Origin of the sequence: Shouchella lonarensis, from assembly GCF_900096965.1 — a bacterium.
Lineage (GTDB): Bacteria > Bacillota > Bacilli > Bacillales > Bacillaceae_D > Shouchella > Shouchella lonarensis.
Genome location: NZ_FMYM01000004.1, coordinates 47,473 through 64,206 on the forward strand (window position 1 = coordinate 47,473; position 16,734 = coordinate 64,206).

11 protein-coding genes and 3 pseudogenes are annotated in these 16,734 nt (G+C 39.4%); 4 read left to right on the forward strand and 10 right to left on the reverse strand.

Translation table 11 applies throughout. From position 1 onward, the window contains the following. The first annotated feature begins 24 nt into the window (after positions 1-24). Positions 25-2,712: a collagenase gene (locus BLT29_RS04755; RefSeq protein WP_176763807.1), complete on the forward strand. Its 2,688-nt coding sequence runs from the start codon at positions 25-27 to the stop codon at positions 2,710-2,712. Positions 2,713-2,836: 124 nt separating this feature from the next. On the opposite strand, the gene BLT29_RS04760 is transcribed toward BLT29_RS04755, so the two are convergent. Beyond that, the gene (locus tag BLT29_RS04760; RefSeq protein WP_176763808.1) at positions 2,837-3,382 is read right to left on the reverse strand and encodes a putative glycolipid-binding domain-containing protein; all 546 of its coding nucleotides are present in this window, start codon (positions 3,380-3,382) and stop codon (positions 2,837-2,839) included. Positions 3,383-3,463: 81 nt separating this feature from the next. Continuing rightward, positions 3,464-5,284, reverse strand: a complete 1,821-nt coding sequence (locus BLT29_RS04765; protein WP_090775187.1) for a DNA ligase D — start codon at positions 5,282-5,284, stop codon at positions 3,464-3,466. 105 nt (positions 5,285-5,389) lie between these two features. On the opposite strand from BLT29_RS04765, the gene ku reads away from it, so the two are divergent. Both ku and BLT29_RS04775 read left to right on the forward strand, forming a co-directional pair. Then, entirely contained in the window at positions 5,390-6,208 is an 819-nt protein-coding gene (gene ku / locus BLT29_RS04770; RefSeq protein ID WP_090775188.1) for a non-homologous end joining protein Ku, read from the forward strand. Positions 6,209-6,255: 47 nt separating this feature from the next. Further along, positions 6,256-6,591: pseudogene (locus BLT29_RS04775) on the forward strand (IS3 family transposase); the annotation flags it as partial. Here the strand turns inward: BLT29_RS04775 and BLT29_RS13620 are convergent. From BLT29_RS13620 to BLT29_RS04810, 8 genes and pseudogenes are all read right to left on the reverse strand, one after another. Next, positions 6,584-6,741 (reverse strand): annotated as a pseudogene (locus BLT29_RS13620) (IS5/IS1182 family transposase); the annotation flags it as partial. The pseudogenes BLT29_RS04775 and BLT29_RS13620 overlap by 8 nt on opposite strands. A 156-nt stretch (positions 6,742-6,897) precedes the next feature. Next, entirely contained in the window at positions 6,898-7,368 is a 471-nt protein-coding gene (locus tag BLT29_RS04780) for a hypothetical protein (RefSeq protein ID WP_090775190.1), read from the reverse strand. Between the two features lie 35 nt (positions 7,369-7,403). After that, positions 7,404-8,513, reverse strand: coding sequence for an amidase domain-containing protein (locus BLT29_RS04785; protein WP_090775191.1), 1,110 nt, complete (start codon positions 8,511-8,513; stop codon positions 7,404-7,406). A 376-nt stretch (positions 8,514-8,889) separates the two neighbouring features. Beyond that, a complete protein-coding gene (locus tag BLT29_RS13070; RefSeq protein ID WP_141769848.1) occupies positions 8,890-9,075 on the reverse strand; it encodes a hypothetical protein in 186 nt (61 codons plus the stop codon). Positions 9,076-10,144: 1,069 nt separating this feature from the next. Continuing rightward, on the reverse strand, positions 10,145-13,105 hold the full coding sequence (locus BLT29_RS04795) for a type III restriction-modification system endonuclease (protein ID WP_090775192.1): 2,961 nt from the start codon (positions 13,103-13,105) through the stop codon (positions 10,145-10,147). A gap of 16 nt (positions 13,106-13,121) precedes the next feature. Beyond that, the gene (locus BLT29_RS04800) at positions 13,122-15,005 is read right to left on the reverse strand and encodes a site-specific DNA-methyltransferase (RefSeq protein WP_090775193.1); all 1,884 of its coding nucleotides are present in this window, start codon (positions 15,003-15,005) and stop codon (positions 13,122-13,124) included. Further along, positions 14,998-15,229 (reverse strand): annotated as a pseudogene (locus BLT29_RS04805) (helix-turn-helix domain-containing protein). The gene BLT29_RS04800 and the pseudogene BLT29_RS04805 overlap by 8 nt, the downstream one beginning before the upstream one ends. Positions 15,230-15,393: 164 nt before the next feature. Beyond that, positions 15,394-16,131, reverse strand: coding sequence for an alpha/beta fold hydrolase (locus BLT29_RS04810; protein WP_090775194.1), 738 nt, complete (start codon positions 16,129-16,131; stop codon positions 15,394-15,396). Positions 16,132-16,295: 164 nt separating this feature from the next. On the opposite strand from BLT29_RS04810, the gene BLT29_RS04815 reads away from it, so the two are divergent. After that, positions 16,296-16,703, forward strand: a complete 408-nt coding sequence (locus tag BLT29_RS04815) for a hypothetical protein (RefSeq protein ID WP_090775195.1) — start codon at positions 16,296-16,298, stop codon at positions 16,701-16,703. The last annotated feature ends 31 nt before the right edge of the window (positions 16,704-16,734 follow it).

Below are 16,734 nucleotides of genomic sequence, written 5' to 3' on the forward strand. Positions count from 1 at the left end.
TCAATAAAAATTTGGAGGCATAAAATGAAAACCATATTAAAACTTTTCACCCTATGTGCACTGCTACTCCACGTACTCATTAATCCGTCAAGTATGGCTCAAGCTGGACCCGAACCAACATCATCCTTACACGGTTGGCCAACCAAACCGGCTGTCACAACGTTAGCAACAAAAGACACGTTGTTATCTGCACACAGTCCACCAGGACGCATAATGCCACAAGACGAGTTGGCACATGATACTCAGACATATGAAGTTCTTCCTTTCCAATCAAGAATGAAACTTGCTGACCTTTCTATCCAGCCCCCTTATGACGAGACATTATCTACCAGTCACATCACCCTCCCTACAGCATCGTATTCAATGGCTTACCTTAACACACTTGGCTATGACGCATTGGTACAATTACTGGTTACAATTCAGTGGTACGACATCCCTGATTTATTTGAGTTTAATTCAGATTCATTTAAATTTTATGAAGATGAATCCCGTGTTCAATTTATTATTGATGCATTAGAAAGCAGAGGACACACGTATACAACAGCCGACTCGCAAGGTATTGACACACTCGTAGAAGTGTTGCGTTCTGGTTTTTATCTAGGGTTTTACTATTCTGATCTTGCTTATCTTAATGAACAAGATTTCCATAACAAGTGTCTACCCGCTTTGAAAGCCATCGCTACAAATCCTGCCTTCTCACTTGGTACAGCTGAACAGGATAAAGTCGTCGACGCCTATGGAAAACTTATTGGGAACGCCTCGAGCAATGACGAAATCGTCACATTGACAACACCTATTTTGCAACAATTCAACGCTAATTTTGTCCCATACGCCAAATCGTATTCTAAAGGAAATGCACTATATAGCTTGCTTAGCGGGATTGATTACGACATTACAAGTTATTTGCGTAGTCATAATCTGCCACCAGCACAATCACCATGGTTCCAACAAATTGACTCATTCCTAAACGAACTACGCACCATCGCTTTGTACGGGGAAGTCACAAACGATACAGACTGGATCATTAACAATGGCATCTACTACATCAGTCGCCTCGGCGAGTTACACACGACTTCCTCCATAGGATTGCAAACCATTACAGAATCATTAGACATTTACCCCTATTTAAGCGAAACGTACTACACAGCAGCACAACAAATCTCTACTGTTTATGATGGCATTGATTACAACGGAAACACGATTGACTATGCACAACTGATAGAAGATGGTAAAGACTACTATTTACCGAAAACAACGGTATTTGATGATGAGTCGATCGTGATGAAAACTGGAGAAGATGTCACAGACGAAAAAATTCTCCGTCTATACTGGGCCTCAAAAGAAGTTAAAGCACAATTTCATCGGGTTGTCGGATCAGATACCCCCGTTCATGACAGCGATCACGATGATACACTTACCATTGTCATTTACAATAGCCCGCAGGAATATCGCATGAACCGTTTATTATACGGATACGACACAAATAATGGCGGTATTTATATTGAAAGAGACGGGACTTTCTTTACGTATGAGCGCACACCAGAGCAAAGTATTTACAGTTTAGAAGATTTGTTCCGACACGAGATGACACACTATCTACAAGGACGGTACCTTATTCCTGAACTATTTGGCCAAGGACCTATTTATGCAAACGAACGTCTTACATGGTTTTCAGAAGGCGGCGCAGAATTCTTTGCAGGGTCAACCCGTACAGACCGTGTCGTGCCTCGAAAGACGATTATCAACAATTTTGCTACGCATCCACGCGATCGATATACGCTTGAACAAACATTATACGCAACTTACGGCACATGGGATTTTTACAACTATGCTTTTGCTTTGCAATCCTATATGTACACCCATCGATTTGACTTATTAGATGAGCTACATCAAACCATTCTTGCAAATAACGCACCTGCTTATGACCATTATCGAGAAACATTGAGTCTCAATAGCGCTGTAAAGTATGCATACCAACAATATATGCAACACCTCATCGACCGTAACAACAACCATATTGACCCTGCCGTGTCAGATGATTATTTACAACCACCTACACCAAAATCACTTGTGTCGGTCCAAAATGAAGTAACAGAAATCCTGCCATTAACAAATGTCGCGCTCACCGAACAAACATCCAATTCTTTTCAAACATTTTTACTGAAAGGAACCTATATCGGGGAAGAAACAGCAGGAGCCGAGCATGATTGGCAACAGCTGAACACTGTGCTTGATCATGCATTAGAAGAATTAGCCAAAAAACCGTGGAATGGCTACAAAACTGTAACCGCTTACTTTACTGATTATACGGTAAATGAACATAACCAAGTGGCGTGTGAGGTCGTCCTCCATGGCGTGGCAAGCAATATCGTCTCTTCCATTGAACCAAACGAATCCATTGACACAGCAACCCCTTTACCGCTCAACACCGGGTTTGTTGGGGGCTTTGATGAAAATAATGAGTTAGACATTTTTGCGATCGACGTGGACTCATCACCCTACGTCTCTATCGATGTTGAGAACACACAAAACATCGGCATGAACTGGGTTGTCTATTCAGAAACAGATCTCACCAATCCCGTTGCCTATGCGACCACATCTGGATTAGACTTGTCCGGCGCTTTCCAAGCTAATCCAGGAACGTATTATCTATATGTATACAGTTACGATTCACGTCCTGGCGAGTACTCTGGGATAACATTAACAGAATAGAAAATTCATTCAGATCAATGATTTGATCGTGTAAATGTAAAACGGCTCCGTAGGACAATACACAAAAGAGCTTGAAGTGTATCATGTCTTCGGAGTCTTTTTAAATCAATCACTACAGTCATCATTATCTCACACAAAACACACCCGGATACTCAACAACAAACCCCCCTTCATCCACCGTAATCATTGTCTCATATGACCTACACTGATAACGAAAATACCGTAAACCCTTCTCTTCACGAATATATTCATAATGCTGTGTCACTTTCTGTATTTCTAAATGAGGGACAGCGATGTACACCATTTCAAATTCCCTACACTGATTTTTTTCCCATGTTAATCTACGAATTGGCAACGAATTAGAAAACGGTGTGATCGAAATGTCAACATCGATTGCGCCTTTTAATGATTTTATCTCTTGACCCTCATCATCAAACCATTTTCCCTCGCCATTACTTTTGAGGACTAACTGTTTCGAGCGGTCGATTTCTAGTTTCACTTCTTTTGTTAACCCGTTTCCATCCAAAGACACTTCGTACACAACAAGAAATGCTTCCTTATCTTGATAAATGATCACTCCCCTCGCAATCATTCCATCTAATTGTGCATCCAAAGTAACATATTCACTGCCGAAGTGCTCCATATGTTTCCATATCCTTTTATGGTTCATAAATACCCTCCCAATCCACATGTATCTCTACTTATATCAAATCATCACTTGTTTACAGTGTCAATAGGCTAGCAAACCTTTTCAGAGTTTTTTCAGCTCGTCCAATACTTTGTTAAAAGCCTGCTTCTCCCCTACCTCTCTAAAGTCGCGAAAAGGATTTCCGACTGTATACATGCGGTCTAATACTGTCGGCATTGTAAACGCCTCTGGACGCAATCGTTCGTTCACTTCGTCCCAATGTAGAGGCGCTGCAATGAGCCCTTTTTCATTCCCTCGCGGTGAGAATGGCGCAATGATTGTTTTCCCTCCTTTATGTTGGACATAATCTAAATACAATTTGTTCCCACGGTTCTTCTTTAACCGCTCTATTGTAAAGCAATCACGGTTCTTCTCCACTAAAAATTTGCATACAAACTGTGTGAAAATCCCCGTTTCCTCATACGTAAATGTATCATATGGTAATGGGATGTATAGCTGTATACCTTTGCCACCAGAAGTTTTCACAAACGACGTCAACTGAAACTGTTCAAAAATGGCTTTGAACTGTAACGCCGCATCAATCGCAAGATGAAATTCGTTTACTGACGGCGGGTCAAGATCAAAGACAATTTCCGTCGGTTTCTCCGTCTTAATTGGTTGGAAAGGAACATGAAACTCGAGTGCCAATTGGTTCCCTAACCAAAGGAGCGTTTCAATATTGTTACAAAGAATGAAGTTGGTTTCATCGTGTAATTCAGTAGACACAAAATGAGGGACATTTTTAGGACTACTTTTTTGGTAAAAGTGTTCTCCTGGTACACCGTGAGGATAACGAATGACTGTTAATAAACGGTCTTGCAAAAAAGGCAACATGTAACCAGCTATCATTTGTAAATATAGCAAATAATTATTTTTTGTTTGACTGATTGCTGGAAATATAGGCTTGTCAGGATGTGTCATTGTCACATCTTTCGGTAGGGGGTTTAACTGCCGCTGCATATGACGCCAGTGACAAGCTTCCGGTAACTGATCAAAGCGAAAAGAATGGAACCTTGGCTCTCTTAACTTTCCATCAAATCCAATACAAGCAATATCTACGCAAATGCACGGCGTTAATTTCCATATTTTGTTTTTTCTCTCTCCATTTGTTTGAATAAACTTGACCAACGTTTTTCGTTCGTCATCTGTCATCCCATGCTTAAAAACGACAATGTCCATCAATTGGTCTTGCTGATACACCGATCCCCCAAAATAACCATTCTCAGCATCATAATCCGTTATAATAACCGTCACATACCGCCAATTTTTCACCTTTAACCACTGCTTCGTTCTCACACCCGTCGCCCATCGGCTCGTTCTTTTTTTTGCCACGATCCCTTCTCCATTATAAGCTTGAATTGTATGCCACAGTGGCTGATACTGTCCTCGGCTCTCAATTGCCTGTAACCGTCGCACGTCCTGATCATCCACTTTTACAGGTAGGTTTAATGCCTGAAATAGTTTTGAAAGCAGTTGTTTCCGTATCACCAAGTCAAGACTCACTTGTGCTTGTCCCTTATAGGTTAATACATCAAATAGGATCAAGTGGCACGGAAAAGATGCTGCATGAGCAGCGATGACATCTTTATCCTTCATCTTACTTCTTCTTTGAACCATGGAGAATTCGCTTTTTTTGCTATTTGATAAATACACCAATTCCCCATCTAATGTGAGTGGTAAAAAAGGTTTAACGTTGTCATGTAACTTATGACAAAAGTCAATAATCTCCGGAAACATGGCGTTTAACTTATGACCATTTCTGGCAATCAACATTGGCTGCTTTTCCCAAACGAACATACACCTAAAGCCGTCGTATTTCGCTTCATACATCCATTCTTTTCCGGTGGGCGCTTCAATCGCTTCTGTTAAAAGCATGGGCTTCATCCAGAACACCTCCTTCACTTTCTCGTTAGTGTTTGGTGATTTCCATTTAACATACATAAAAATGTTTAAACGATCGCATAGTATAAAAAAAAGAGGTGACTCCACATGCATACGGTTTGGAAAGGCAGCATTTCTTTTGGTCTTGTCAATATTCCAGTTAAATTACATGCGGCAACAGAAAATAAAGACATTAAATTAAGACAACTACATAAAACATGTCATACACCTATTAGTTATAAAAAAGTATGTGAAGGGTGTCAGAAAGAAGTGAAAGACGAAGACATCGTGAAAGCATACGAATACGCGAAAAATAAGTTTGTTGTTTTAGATCGCGAAGAGCTTGAAAACTTACGGAAAGAAAATCAAGACAAAACGGTAGAAATAATTGATTTTGTGCAGCTAACTGAAATCGATCCTATTTACTTTGAACGCACCTACTTCTTGTCTCCCGACGCCACCGGTGCCAAAGCATACACATTGTTACGCCACACCCTAGAACAATCGGGAAAAATTGGTGTAGCAAAAATTACAATTCGCTCAAAGGAGCAACTGGCAATTGTTAGAGTCTATCAACATGCGCTTGTGATGGAGACAATCCATTACCCTGACGAAGTCCGCAATGTGCGCGATGTACCAAATATTCCAGAAGAGGATACAGTCGGTCCAAAAGAGTTAAAAACAGCACTTATGCTTGTAGACCAATTAACGACAGCATTCAAACCTGAAAAATACACGGACGATTATCGAACTGCTTTAATGGCACTCATTGAAGCCAAGAAGTCAAATCGTACTGTCACGCCAAATGAAAAACATGCTCCTCCAGATAATGTTACTGATTTAATGTCTGCCCTTCAAGCATCACTAGACAAGACGAAAAAACCTGCACCAAGAAAGCGGGCGAGCAAAGCGAAGAAAAATGCTTGAGATTTTGTGCACAGTAAAATCAATCCTTTTCCTCTAGCAAATCTTCCGTGGCAAAAGCCCTTGCATCCGTTTCAGGTGATTTACGCCAGTTACAATTATTCCATACAGATCGGGGGTCAGAGTTTAAGAACAAACTGATCGACAAAACGCTTCATACGTTTGGCATCGAGCGCTCTTTGAGCATGAAAGGATGCCCGTATGATAATGCCGTTGCAGAAGCGACATTCAAGACGATTAAGACCGAATTTGTGAAGCAATACGTGTTTGATACGCTGAATGATCTCGATAGAGAACAGCGAGATTATGTTCATTGGTTTAACACAAAACGTCTACACAGTACTCTTGGATATAATAGTCCGATTGAGTACAAGATTGCCCTTTAAAAATTTGTCCAATTAGTTGATCATCCAGTTGTTGACCATATCGTTTATCACACGGGCAATATGATTTTCTGGGATAAGATCTGAGAAATCCATAGGAAGATTCAATTGATTTATGTTATACTCTAAGAAAGTAGCCTTTTGGTTGCTCAAAGAAATCGCCTCTTTTCTAATGGTTTTAGGGATAACTCCATTTTAACAGAGTGGGCGATTTTTTTTGTGTTTTTTTGTTTAAAAAACACAAAAAGCTGTCCTAAAGGTCGTTTTTTATGACCTTTTGGGACAGCCCCTTACCTATAAGGCGAAAAGCTATGAGTTTTCAAGATCGTCTAACACCGGAACCACAAAAAATCGCTTTTTAGGAAGCACATCAATAACATCCTCATGTTCTCCATTTTTATCTTCCCAATAAACTTTTAGCTGGACCTTCACTTTCCCATCTTTGAAGATCGATCCTATACTACGCATAAGAGAAGCGTCATCATTTTGCTCTATTAAACGATCTTCATCATAATAATTAAGATCATGAATGACTTCATCATTCTCTATTAGCTCAATCTTCATCAATTGAACTTCATTCCCCAGCTCACCCGTCCAGTGTATCAGGCCTACCCATTCCCCAGCAGGTGAAGTTTTATCTCTGTCATACTCCACTTTCCAATTCCCGTCTTCAGAGACACCGACCCACTTAGGTGATTGATTGATAGAATAAACTATCCAACCGACTATAAAAATGAAAACAACCGCTAAAACCCACACAACCCCTTTTTTACTTGTCATTGATGGCTCCTTTAAAAAAATTTTGTTTGCCTGCACTACTTAAAGTTAATAACTCGGTAGCTTTTAAATTTTTGCCCTTTTATCCGATCTTTGATATTCTTGTTAGAATAGTTGGCCGTATTCGATGAAACGTAGACCGTACCATTGGCTTTTCGGTTTACTATAACAGAATGAAACCACCGACCACTGCTATTTTGAATTTGAATCACATCACCAACCGCTGCATTCTTGATAATGGTGTTCACATTTGAGCTCGTCTGCGCTCTCATCTTTCTGGTCTTTGTCCAGTAAGTATAGAAATCAGTCACACGTATCCAAGAAGTAGACAACTTATCGCGCATATAGCAACTGTTTGCGCTAACACCACAATCATGGTAGTTATCATTATACCAATGCGCTGTCGTTTGAGTAATACCTCTTTTTACAGACTTAGGTTTCTTCTCTGATAATCCGCCTGCATTTACTGCTTGCGACACAAAATTAGTACAATTTTTAGGATACACTCCGAAGTTGTAATTAGGTTTTGCACCATGTTTGTTGGCATAATTAGCCGCCTTAGTACGATTATATCCTCCTTTTGAGGTTGCCTGAACAATCGGATTCATATCTTCCAATAGCCACATTTCCTCTAACTCTTCTTCAAACTCGGCTTCTTCTCGCTGTAGCAACGCGACATCCTCCGCCAATTCTCCCAGCGTCACTTTTGACATCTGTTCAGATACTTCAGTTCCAACTTCTTCAGGCTCATAAAATACTTGCATTTGATCCAACTGATACACGTATTCACCCATATAGTAATCAAGTAATTCATACTGGGGGTGTTTCAAGAGTTCTTCATCTGTGCTCTCCAATTGCTGCAACATCAAATATTCCACAAACTCTGCCGAGCCAACTTCCAACTCAAGCCCCTGTTCATCAAAATAAGCCAACAACATTTGTTCAAGCTCACCTAACGTGTATTCTTCCTCACCATCGGCCAATTCCAAACCATCTTCAAGTTGCTCGTCTGAAGAAATTTCTTCTAGCGTTTCAACTTCTTCAGCATTTGTGTCATCTCCTTGTGCATACGTAGGTGACCCTACTGTTCCGGACAACACTAGCACACTACTTAACCCTAAAATCAGACATGACTTCCCTTTTTTCACTGTTTTACTTCCTCCTTGGACGTTGTTCTATGGTGCAACTATATTATATTGTGCGTTGAGCTGTTTTGTCTATGGGAATGTTTCGACATATATTGTCGAATTAAACTAACTATTATAGTGAATAAACTGGCAACGAAATGATAAACAATTTTCGAACGAATCCGTTCGAAAAAGAGCACAAACCACAAACCCTCCGCGGTTTGTGCTACCAATATGATTATAATAAAAACTCCCTGTCACTCTCCATGGTTTCATCTTCGCTAATTTCTCGGTCTTACGCATCCATACTAATACGGAAAACTTCGACCCAAAGATTCAATTTCTAGTTGCCCAGGTATATGTTTAATAATTGCATCAAAATGATCTTGACTAAGTCCTACTTCGTTGCCTTTTCATCAAAGCCGACAAAGATCACTGGTCCACAAATCGCCAGAATGGACGTATAGCATCCGTGCTGATTGTTAGGGGCTGACCAGGGTAACGCCCGCTTGTTATAGTAAAGCATAATTCTGTCTGTAACAAACAACCAACCTAACTCTCCATCAGCCGGAAACTGAATCAATTCTTTTTGGTTTCCAACGTCGTATCTTCATAGGTTACGACTTCATATTCTGTTCCCTTTGTGCCAGGAAATAATCTCCATACTTCCATATAAAACAGCTCCCTCTTTTTCATCTTACCTATATCATAACGCGTTCAAAAGGAGTTGTACGCCACGATTTTGCGGACAAATTGCGGACAAATTCGTCCGCAAAAAAAGAGCACAAACCATGGACGATTTGTGCTACCAACGTCAAAAACTCTTCATCATTCTCCATTCTGCTTAGACAAATCCTCTTCTATTTCCCTGATAAAAACCTGTACCGTCCTTAGGGCATACCACTGTCTCCTCACAATATGTCTCTCGTCGCTTAGGTCACAAAGATATTATCACCACCTTCCAAACCTACTCACACATCTTGGATGAAGTGGAACAAAAATAATCGCCAGAAGTTAACACCGCGGCGAGCAAACTCTACGCAATGGAGTAGCATTTGAATGCAAAACGGATGCAAAAAAAATCATAAAACCACGTCATTGTACGTTGTTTCCTCAAAACATAAAAACCCCGAAACCGTTGATATATCAACACTTCCGAGGTTTTCATTCCAACAATATAATTCTCTACAAATGGAGACGGTGGGAATTGAACCCTTCCTCTGAAATCCTTTATTATCAAGGGTTTCAGGGGATTCATTTTTGCCCCGTACCAAAATCGTACCAAAAACCCAGAAACAAATTTTTGGTTCAAAAAACCTTATTTTACGTCTCTTGTCTTAGGAGTAGCGATGGGTCTTCCAAAGAGCTTCTCTTTAGCTAATTTAACACTCCAGAAATGAGAAGATTAATCCCCCGCACTGCTTGTCAGTTATACATCCATATCAATTCATAGTACACACAAAAAAGGGCCCCTATTTGGAGCCCATAAATGCTTCTTTCTTCCTTACTATATTGCTTCTCTTTCTTGTTCAATCATCGGGAGAATACCTTTTTCCTTTAGAAATTTATAAAGGAAAACTCTTCCCTCCTGCGTCCATTTCATCGACAGGCGGCAATGCTCTTCATCAATAAAATGGGTCGCGGATGGTGTGTTACTCTACCAAAACTTCCTTAATGATTTGAGCAATTTGCTTATTATTTAGTTGGTCGCGGAAGCAAACAGTGTATCCATCTTTTGACAGCATATCGAAGAAAACACGAGCACATTCCATATTCGCTTCTTCTGTTCCACGCAAATTAGTTTTATCTTCTACATCCTTGGTTTCAACCAAGATGTTAAGTTCTTTTTCTCCTGTAGATCTTCTTACCACATACATAAAGTCTGGGCTGTACGTTCCTCCAGTAATAGTTGGTATTGCTATGCTACTACGTGGAATTTTGCCATATACAATGACTTCTTCAATGTTCGACATCATATTTTTTTGTTCCAATGGGGAATCAAAAGCAAAAGCATCATATAAGTACTTATCACTTGGAGTACCTGGTATAATCTTTGTACCGATACGCCCTTGCGCAATTTCTTCACGTGGAGATCCGTCTTCATATGAAAGTGCAGTTGATCCAATAGGGGTACGACTTTTCGCATAACGGAAGCGCCCTTGTAAATTTTTATGTTTCCATTCTTGGAATTGTTGTATTATCATGCTCACAGAATTTTCATTGATGTGTTCAGAGTTAATATCCCCATTTCTTTTTACATACTCGCACAATGCTTCATGCAATACTTCAATGGAAATATTTGTTCCACACATGATTCTCTTTAAAAACTCATTGTAGGGAATTGGTTTAGAAATTATACCTTGCACACCTGTGCCAGAAACAATCGTCATCTGTGAACCATCATTTTTTACAATATCCCTGGAACTAGTCATAACAACATCCGTAAAAACACTCGGTTTTTCCAGCAATGACAAAACAACTTCTGTCATATCAGAATCTAAATCATCATCATAAAATATCAGGTACCGTTGATTGATTGTTTCCCACAATTCCCGTATTTCATTGTAAACCGCCTTGCGTATTTTTACAGGCTTAGATCTTGCAACATTTCGGTCTTCTACCTTACCTGAAGATAAACCGGTGGCAAAGTCCGGATATTCTGCAAAAAACGCATCTCTTTTGTCCGGTTTTATATTCATTCGCCTGTCGATGTAATGTTTATCGTATAACTTACCAAAAAGCTCATCAGGAGTTAAGGACAGCTTCTTAGCTACTTCGTCCAGACGCTCTTCACTTATAGAAGAAGATTGGGGAAGTTCACCATTTATCTGATCTATCAAGCGCTCAGCAAAATCAGCCTCTGTGAAGTCAACAATATAGTTTAGTTGGAACTGTTCGTTGGAAATTCTATTGCCATTTTCATCAACAGGCAGACGTAATCCACGGCCAACTTCCTGCAACTTACTATTTTCACTTCCACTAGAGCGTAATTTTGCTATGGTAAAAACGTTTGGGTTATCCCATCCTTCTTTCAGCGTCCATTTTGAAAACAAAAATCTTAAAGTATTGTAGCCACCATCAGTCTTCTTAAATGATAGCAATTGCTTTTTGCTATGAAGAATAGCATCTACTTCCTTCGCGATATCCTCATCTGAATCACTATTATCTTGTGCAAAATAGCCTGCATGACAAGCCGAAATATTAATAAGGCTTGCTTTCAGATACTCTTTGTATTCTGCTTCATGCTCGCCTAGGGTACATATTTCCGATTCTATTCGTTCTTTGAGTAACCTCTCGAACGTCTGAAGCAGATATGGTGCTTTATATTTCTCATTCGGGCGATATGATGATATATCGTCAATGAAAAACAATGCCAATGTTTTTATTTTGAAATTACGTCCGCAGAAATTTAATTTTTCAGTTTCAAAGTGACGTTCGAGGGCAAGACGTATCATCTGTTCTTGATAAGAGGACATATATATGCCTACATCCAGTTCTTCGCCTGTTGATTTCTGAATACCATTGGAAAACTCGACTGTTGATGTACTTATGGCTTGAATCGTAATCCCCGCAAAAGCTTCATTAACAATAGAAAGTGGGTCTCCTTTTTTTAGGGTAAAAGTCTTCGTGGCCTTATCTCGTTTTTTATATTGAAAATTAACGGCCTCCCTACTAGCTATAGAAGTGATTTTCACTTTTTCTTCACGCTTGGATACGGGTTCAAAATGTTCCTTTGCCACTCCCTTTATCAGGTTTTGATTAAAGGATTCACAAGCATTCAAATCATAGATTAGGTTTTGATAGTCTTTGACTGTTCCTTTATTCTTTCCTCGCCCAATACTAGTTTCTGGGAAAGTGGCACCAAATCGAATAATACTCTGTGGTTTTAACTCGTCAGCAATAACTTTGAAAGCTTTTTGTTCACGAGAGAACCGATGAGGCTCGTCAATAATTATAACAGGATTCGTTGCACTAATGGCATCAAAAGGTCTGTAGAATCCCTCCACACCATAATCGTAATCATCACGACTTAGCATCCCATTTACCCTAACGGTTAATAACTGCATGTTAACGAGCAACACATATATCTTTTTTGTATTCCGGCAAGAGCCTTTTACAAAGTCACTTACAACACTTGGAAAATAGGAGCGCCCCTTTTTCCTGCTCTTTGGAGCCTCTAGTACACCCACCTCAATTTCTGTACCATAACCGCAAACGTCTGAAAAATGCCTTTTTGCATATTCATCCTTTAAAAATTGCGCAGTTCCTGCTTTTATAGCAAGGGAAGGTACAGCGATAATAAATTTATTGAGTCCATATCGTTTATGAAGCTCATATATTGTATTTGTGTACACATAGGTTTTTCCTGTGCCAGTTTCCATTTTAATATCTAGATTCAAGCAATTCCCGATGGACATATTGCTACGATATTCTACTGGTATGCTTTTTTGAAGCTCTCCAATATTTGACATTAGCCCAGGATCTGAAAGAGAGATTGTCGGGTTTTCATAAACTTGTCTGGGTGCGGTAATGTTCACACCCTCTAGTACCGCACTTATTATGTCTACAGCTTTTTGCTGATGTGGTAGTTCACGTTGTAGGATCAATTCCATAACATACCTCCCCCATTCAGTAGCGGATATCGAAGTTAATACGTAGATTTTTCTCCGTATCCTTCAGTCGTTTCAAATTAATTTTTAAAGCTTCCACCTCTGTCCAAGTAAAACTATAACCAAACAGTACGATATTATCTGGATTAAAGCCACCGTCAGTTTCATACTTCACAACAATTTCTTCAATAGCTTTGTTTGGAAGTTCAGAATCAATAAGATAAAGATGCTTTCCCATATAACAGCCTTTATATCCTGCAAAATCCACTTCCTCCGCATTAGCAGTCAGTCCGTATCCATCCCTAACAAGCCATGTGGTAAGTATAGTAGGCTTCCCAAAATCATTAAGCAGTGTTTTATCAGCGAAAAGTTTGCTTTCGTTAGGGTCAAACTTCTCAATCTTGTCTAGAGTGTTCTGTTGTGGTTCGACAAGAGTAAAGTGCTTAAAGCCAAGGTCTACTGTTGCTTCTGGATATTCTTCTTTTATTTTTCCTGATGCAAGAGAGATTCTTTTACATCCTAATTCATTAATTGAGAGAAAACCACATTGATACGCTTCGCTCTTTTTCTCACATCTTTCAGGCGATTGAATCAGAATATATTTTCGATTCCCGTTATCTTTAGCGTTCAGCTCCATAATTGCTTGTGCTGTTGTAGCAGAACCAGAGAAAAAATCTAGAACAATATCGTCTTCTTTCATTCCTTGTTCAAGAATTAGTTTGATATATTCTACAGGCTTCGGAAAATCAAAGACTTCTTTATTTGAAAATAGCTCTCGTACTTCGCGAGTTCCTTGAGTACTGTATACAGGAAGATCCAGTACTGTACTAAAACCCGTAAAACCACTACTAACATCTTTTAGAAACTTTTTTCTACGAGGTCTACCTGTTGGTTCAGACGGAAATATAACTTCATTGTTTTCAATCAACTCTTTCATTCTGGAACGTTCATATCTCCATCCAGTTTTTGGGCAGGAATATTCCACACCTGTTTCAGGGTGTTTAATTGTATAGTGCAGATTAGGTCTTTGTGATGCAGTTGCTAAACCTGTCATATCAGCACTCATCCAATCTCCTCTTGGGTCATTATCAGGGTTTGTATATTTACTTTTATCTGATGCTTTACCTCTGATTCTCGACGTATCTTGACGACCGTAACACATTAAATAGTCATGATCCTTAGATACACCGTTTTTAGTTCGGCTATCTACCATTTGTCTCTTTTTCCATATAAAGTTCCCTAAGAAACAATCTTCTCCAAAAATGTCATCACATAGCAATTTAAGGTTGGATTGTTCATTATCATCAATTGAAATGAAAATTAAACCGTCATCGGTAAGCAAGTCTCGAGCCAGAAGAAGTCTTGAATACATAAACATCAACCAAGCTGAATGGGAGGCTGACCCGCGCTTTGTCAAATCCAGAATGCGTTGCGCCTGTTCTTCACTTATACTTAGCTTCTCGGAAAGGTCCTCAATAGTAAAAGTGAAATTATCATTATATACAAAACCATCTGACCCTGTGTTATACGGAGGGTCTATGTAGATACATTTAATCCTTGCCGAATACGATTTCAAAAGATGTTTTAATCCATCAAGATTATCACCACTTATGTAGATATTCTCACTTTCCACATTTTCCGGCTTTAAATTATGTTCTTCATCAGATACGACAACTGTTGTGGTATCAACTGATGCTAGCAACCGGGCATAGTTTTTGCCCAAAAATTTAAGTCCATACCCTTCGCCAGTTACTGTAACCTTATCGCTTAAAAACTCCTTAAAACGTTCCATATCAAAAGAACCATCTACATTAAAGCATGAAGGGAAGTTTCCTTTTAATACAGCCATTTCTCTGCTGTTTGGTTTTACGTTTTCATTAGCATTCATAGTGTCTTTAATCATTGCGAACCGTCTCCTCTCCTTTCTCGATTCCATCTGGAATAAACTCCAAAATATCACATATATCACATTCTAAAGCCCCACATATTCTTTGAAGTATTTACATTTTCATTTCTACCAAGCTTTGTAATAGTTACCGAGCTAACACCAGAGAAGCGTTGCAAACCTTTCTTTTTCATGTTTTTATCAATTAACAGTTTCCATAGATTGTTGTAACTGATCGTCAGCTTCTACACCTGCTGCAAAGTATGCATCATTTTAACATGAACATTCTAAAAATAATTATAATATTTAACTTCGCATTAATTTTAATTTGCTTTCATCACATATCTTTATTATAGCACATGTAGTTGCTTTCAGACAAGCGGGGCTGTCCCAAAAGCCTCTTTTTTTAAAGTGATCTCAAAAACGATTGATAAACATGATTATACAAATCCGGCTCGTCCTGCGGTACAAGATGGCCTGCAAAAGGGATTACTGCTACTGATGCACTAGGACATTTCTGCTTATAGTAACAAATTCCTTCTACCTCAGCCATAGATTCTTCCCCTGACATGATGAGCGTTGGGGTTCTGCCTATCTCTGTTGTTATAGGCAGACATGCCATATCCTCAAACGGAAACTCTTCTGGCGCACTCGCCTTTTCTATAAATAATTTCCAATCATTTTGTTGATGTCTCTCTGTTAGCACACGAACCGTCATTTTATCGTTTTGTATTGTAGCTAGTTGTTCTTTTTGTTCTTCCAAACCTTGTATCACTTCTTCTGTTCGTAAAGGATTGACGCCCGAAACGCATAAGGAAGCAACATAGCCTGGAAATTTGTTCGCAAAAATTATCGCAACCATTGCTCCAAACGAGCTCCCAGCAACATGAACTTCCTTCTCTCCAAGATGGTCCAGTGTCTCTTGCAAACTTTGAGCTGTGTGAGCAATTAATTCTGGGAATGTCTTATAATCACTATACGTCGAATATCCATGCCCACACATATCTACCGCTATCACTTTATAATTTGCCGAGAAAAATGTTTGTTGCTCTAAAAAGTCTGTACGTGCCGTTTCCAACCCTGCATGCAAAAATAGTATTGGCGTGCCTTCTCTTTTTCCTGTTATTTCTGTGTGTAATATCATTGTACTCACTCCTTTCCATTTTAAATTTTACCACAAATATGAAAGCGCAACCAATATAACTCACATCTTGTCCAAAATTTGTCCGCCATTTGTCCGCTTACATACCCTTTCAGACGCGTCATAATAAATATGTAAGGTAAATTAAATCAAAGGAGATGTTGAACATGGCAGCAGCAACAATATTATATTTTTACCCCGCCAAACCTAGAACAGACATGCAAATTGATTCTTATGACAAGGACGCATTGGCACGGGAAACAAGACGAGACTCGTTTGGTGGTATCGTAGGAGAGTACAGAGTTACAGAAGGGACGGAAGATACGGAAGGTATTGCATTCTGGTATCCCCTCCTAGAGGACCCCTTCGATTACCTCCCGACGCTCGCTATCTCTCACGATAACAACTTTCCTACCATCCTACAAGGCACGATTCTTTTTACTGGAATTGAGAGAGCCCTATTGGGTAACGCACTAGGACTTACCCAAAACCAAGTCGATCAAATCAAACGTATGGCTTGGTCGAACACAATTAAATTAGGAGACCAAGAAATTCCGTGGATTAAATTAGATTAAAACCAAACCGCTGATACGCAATGCGTATCAG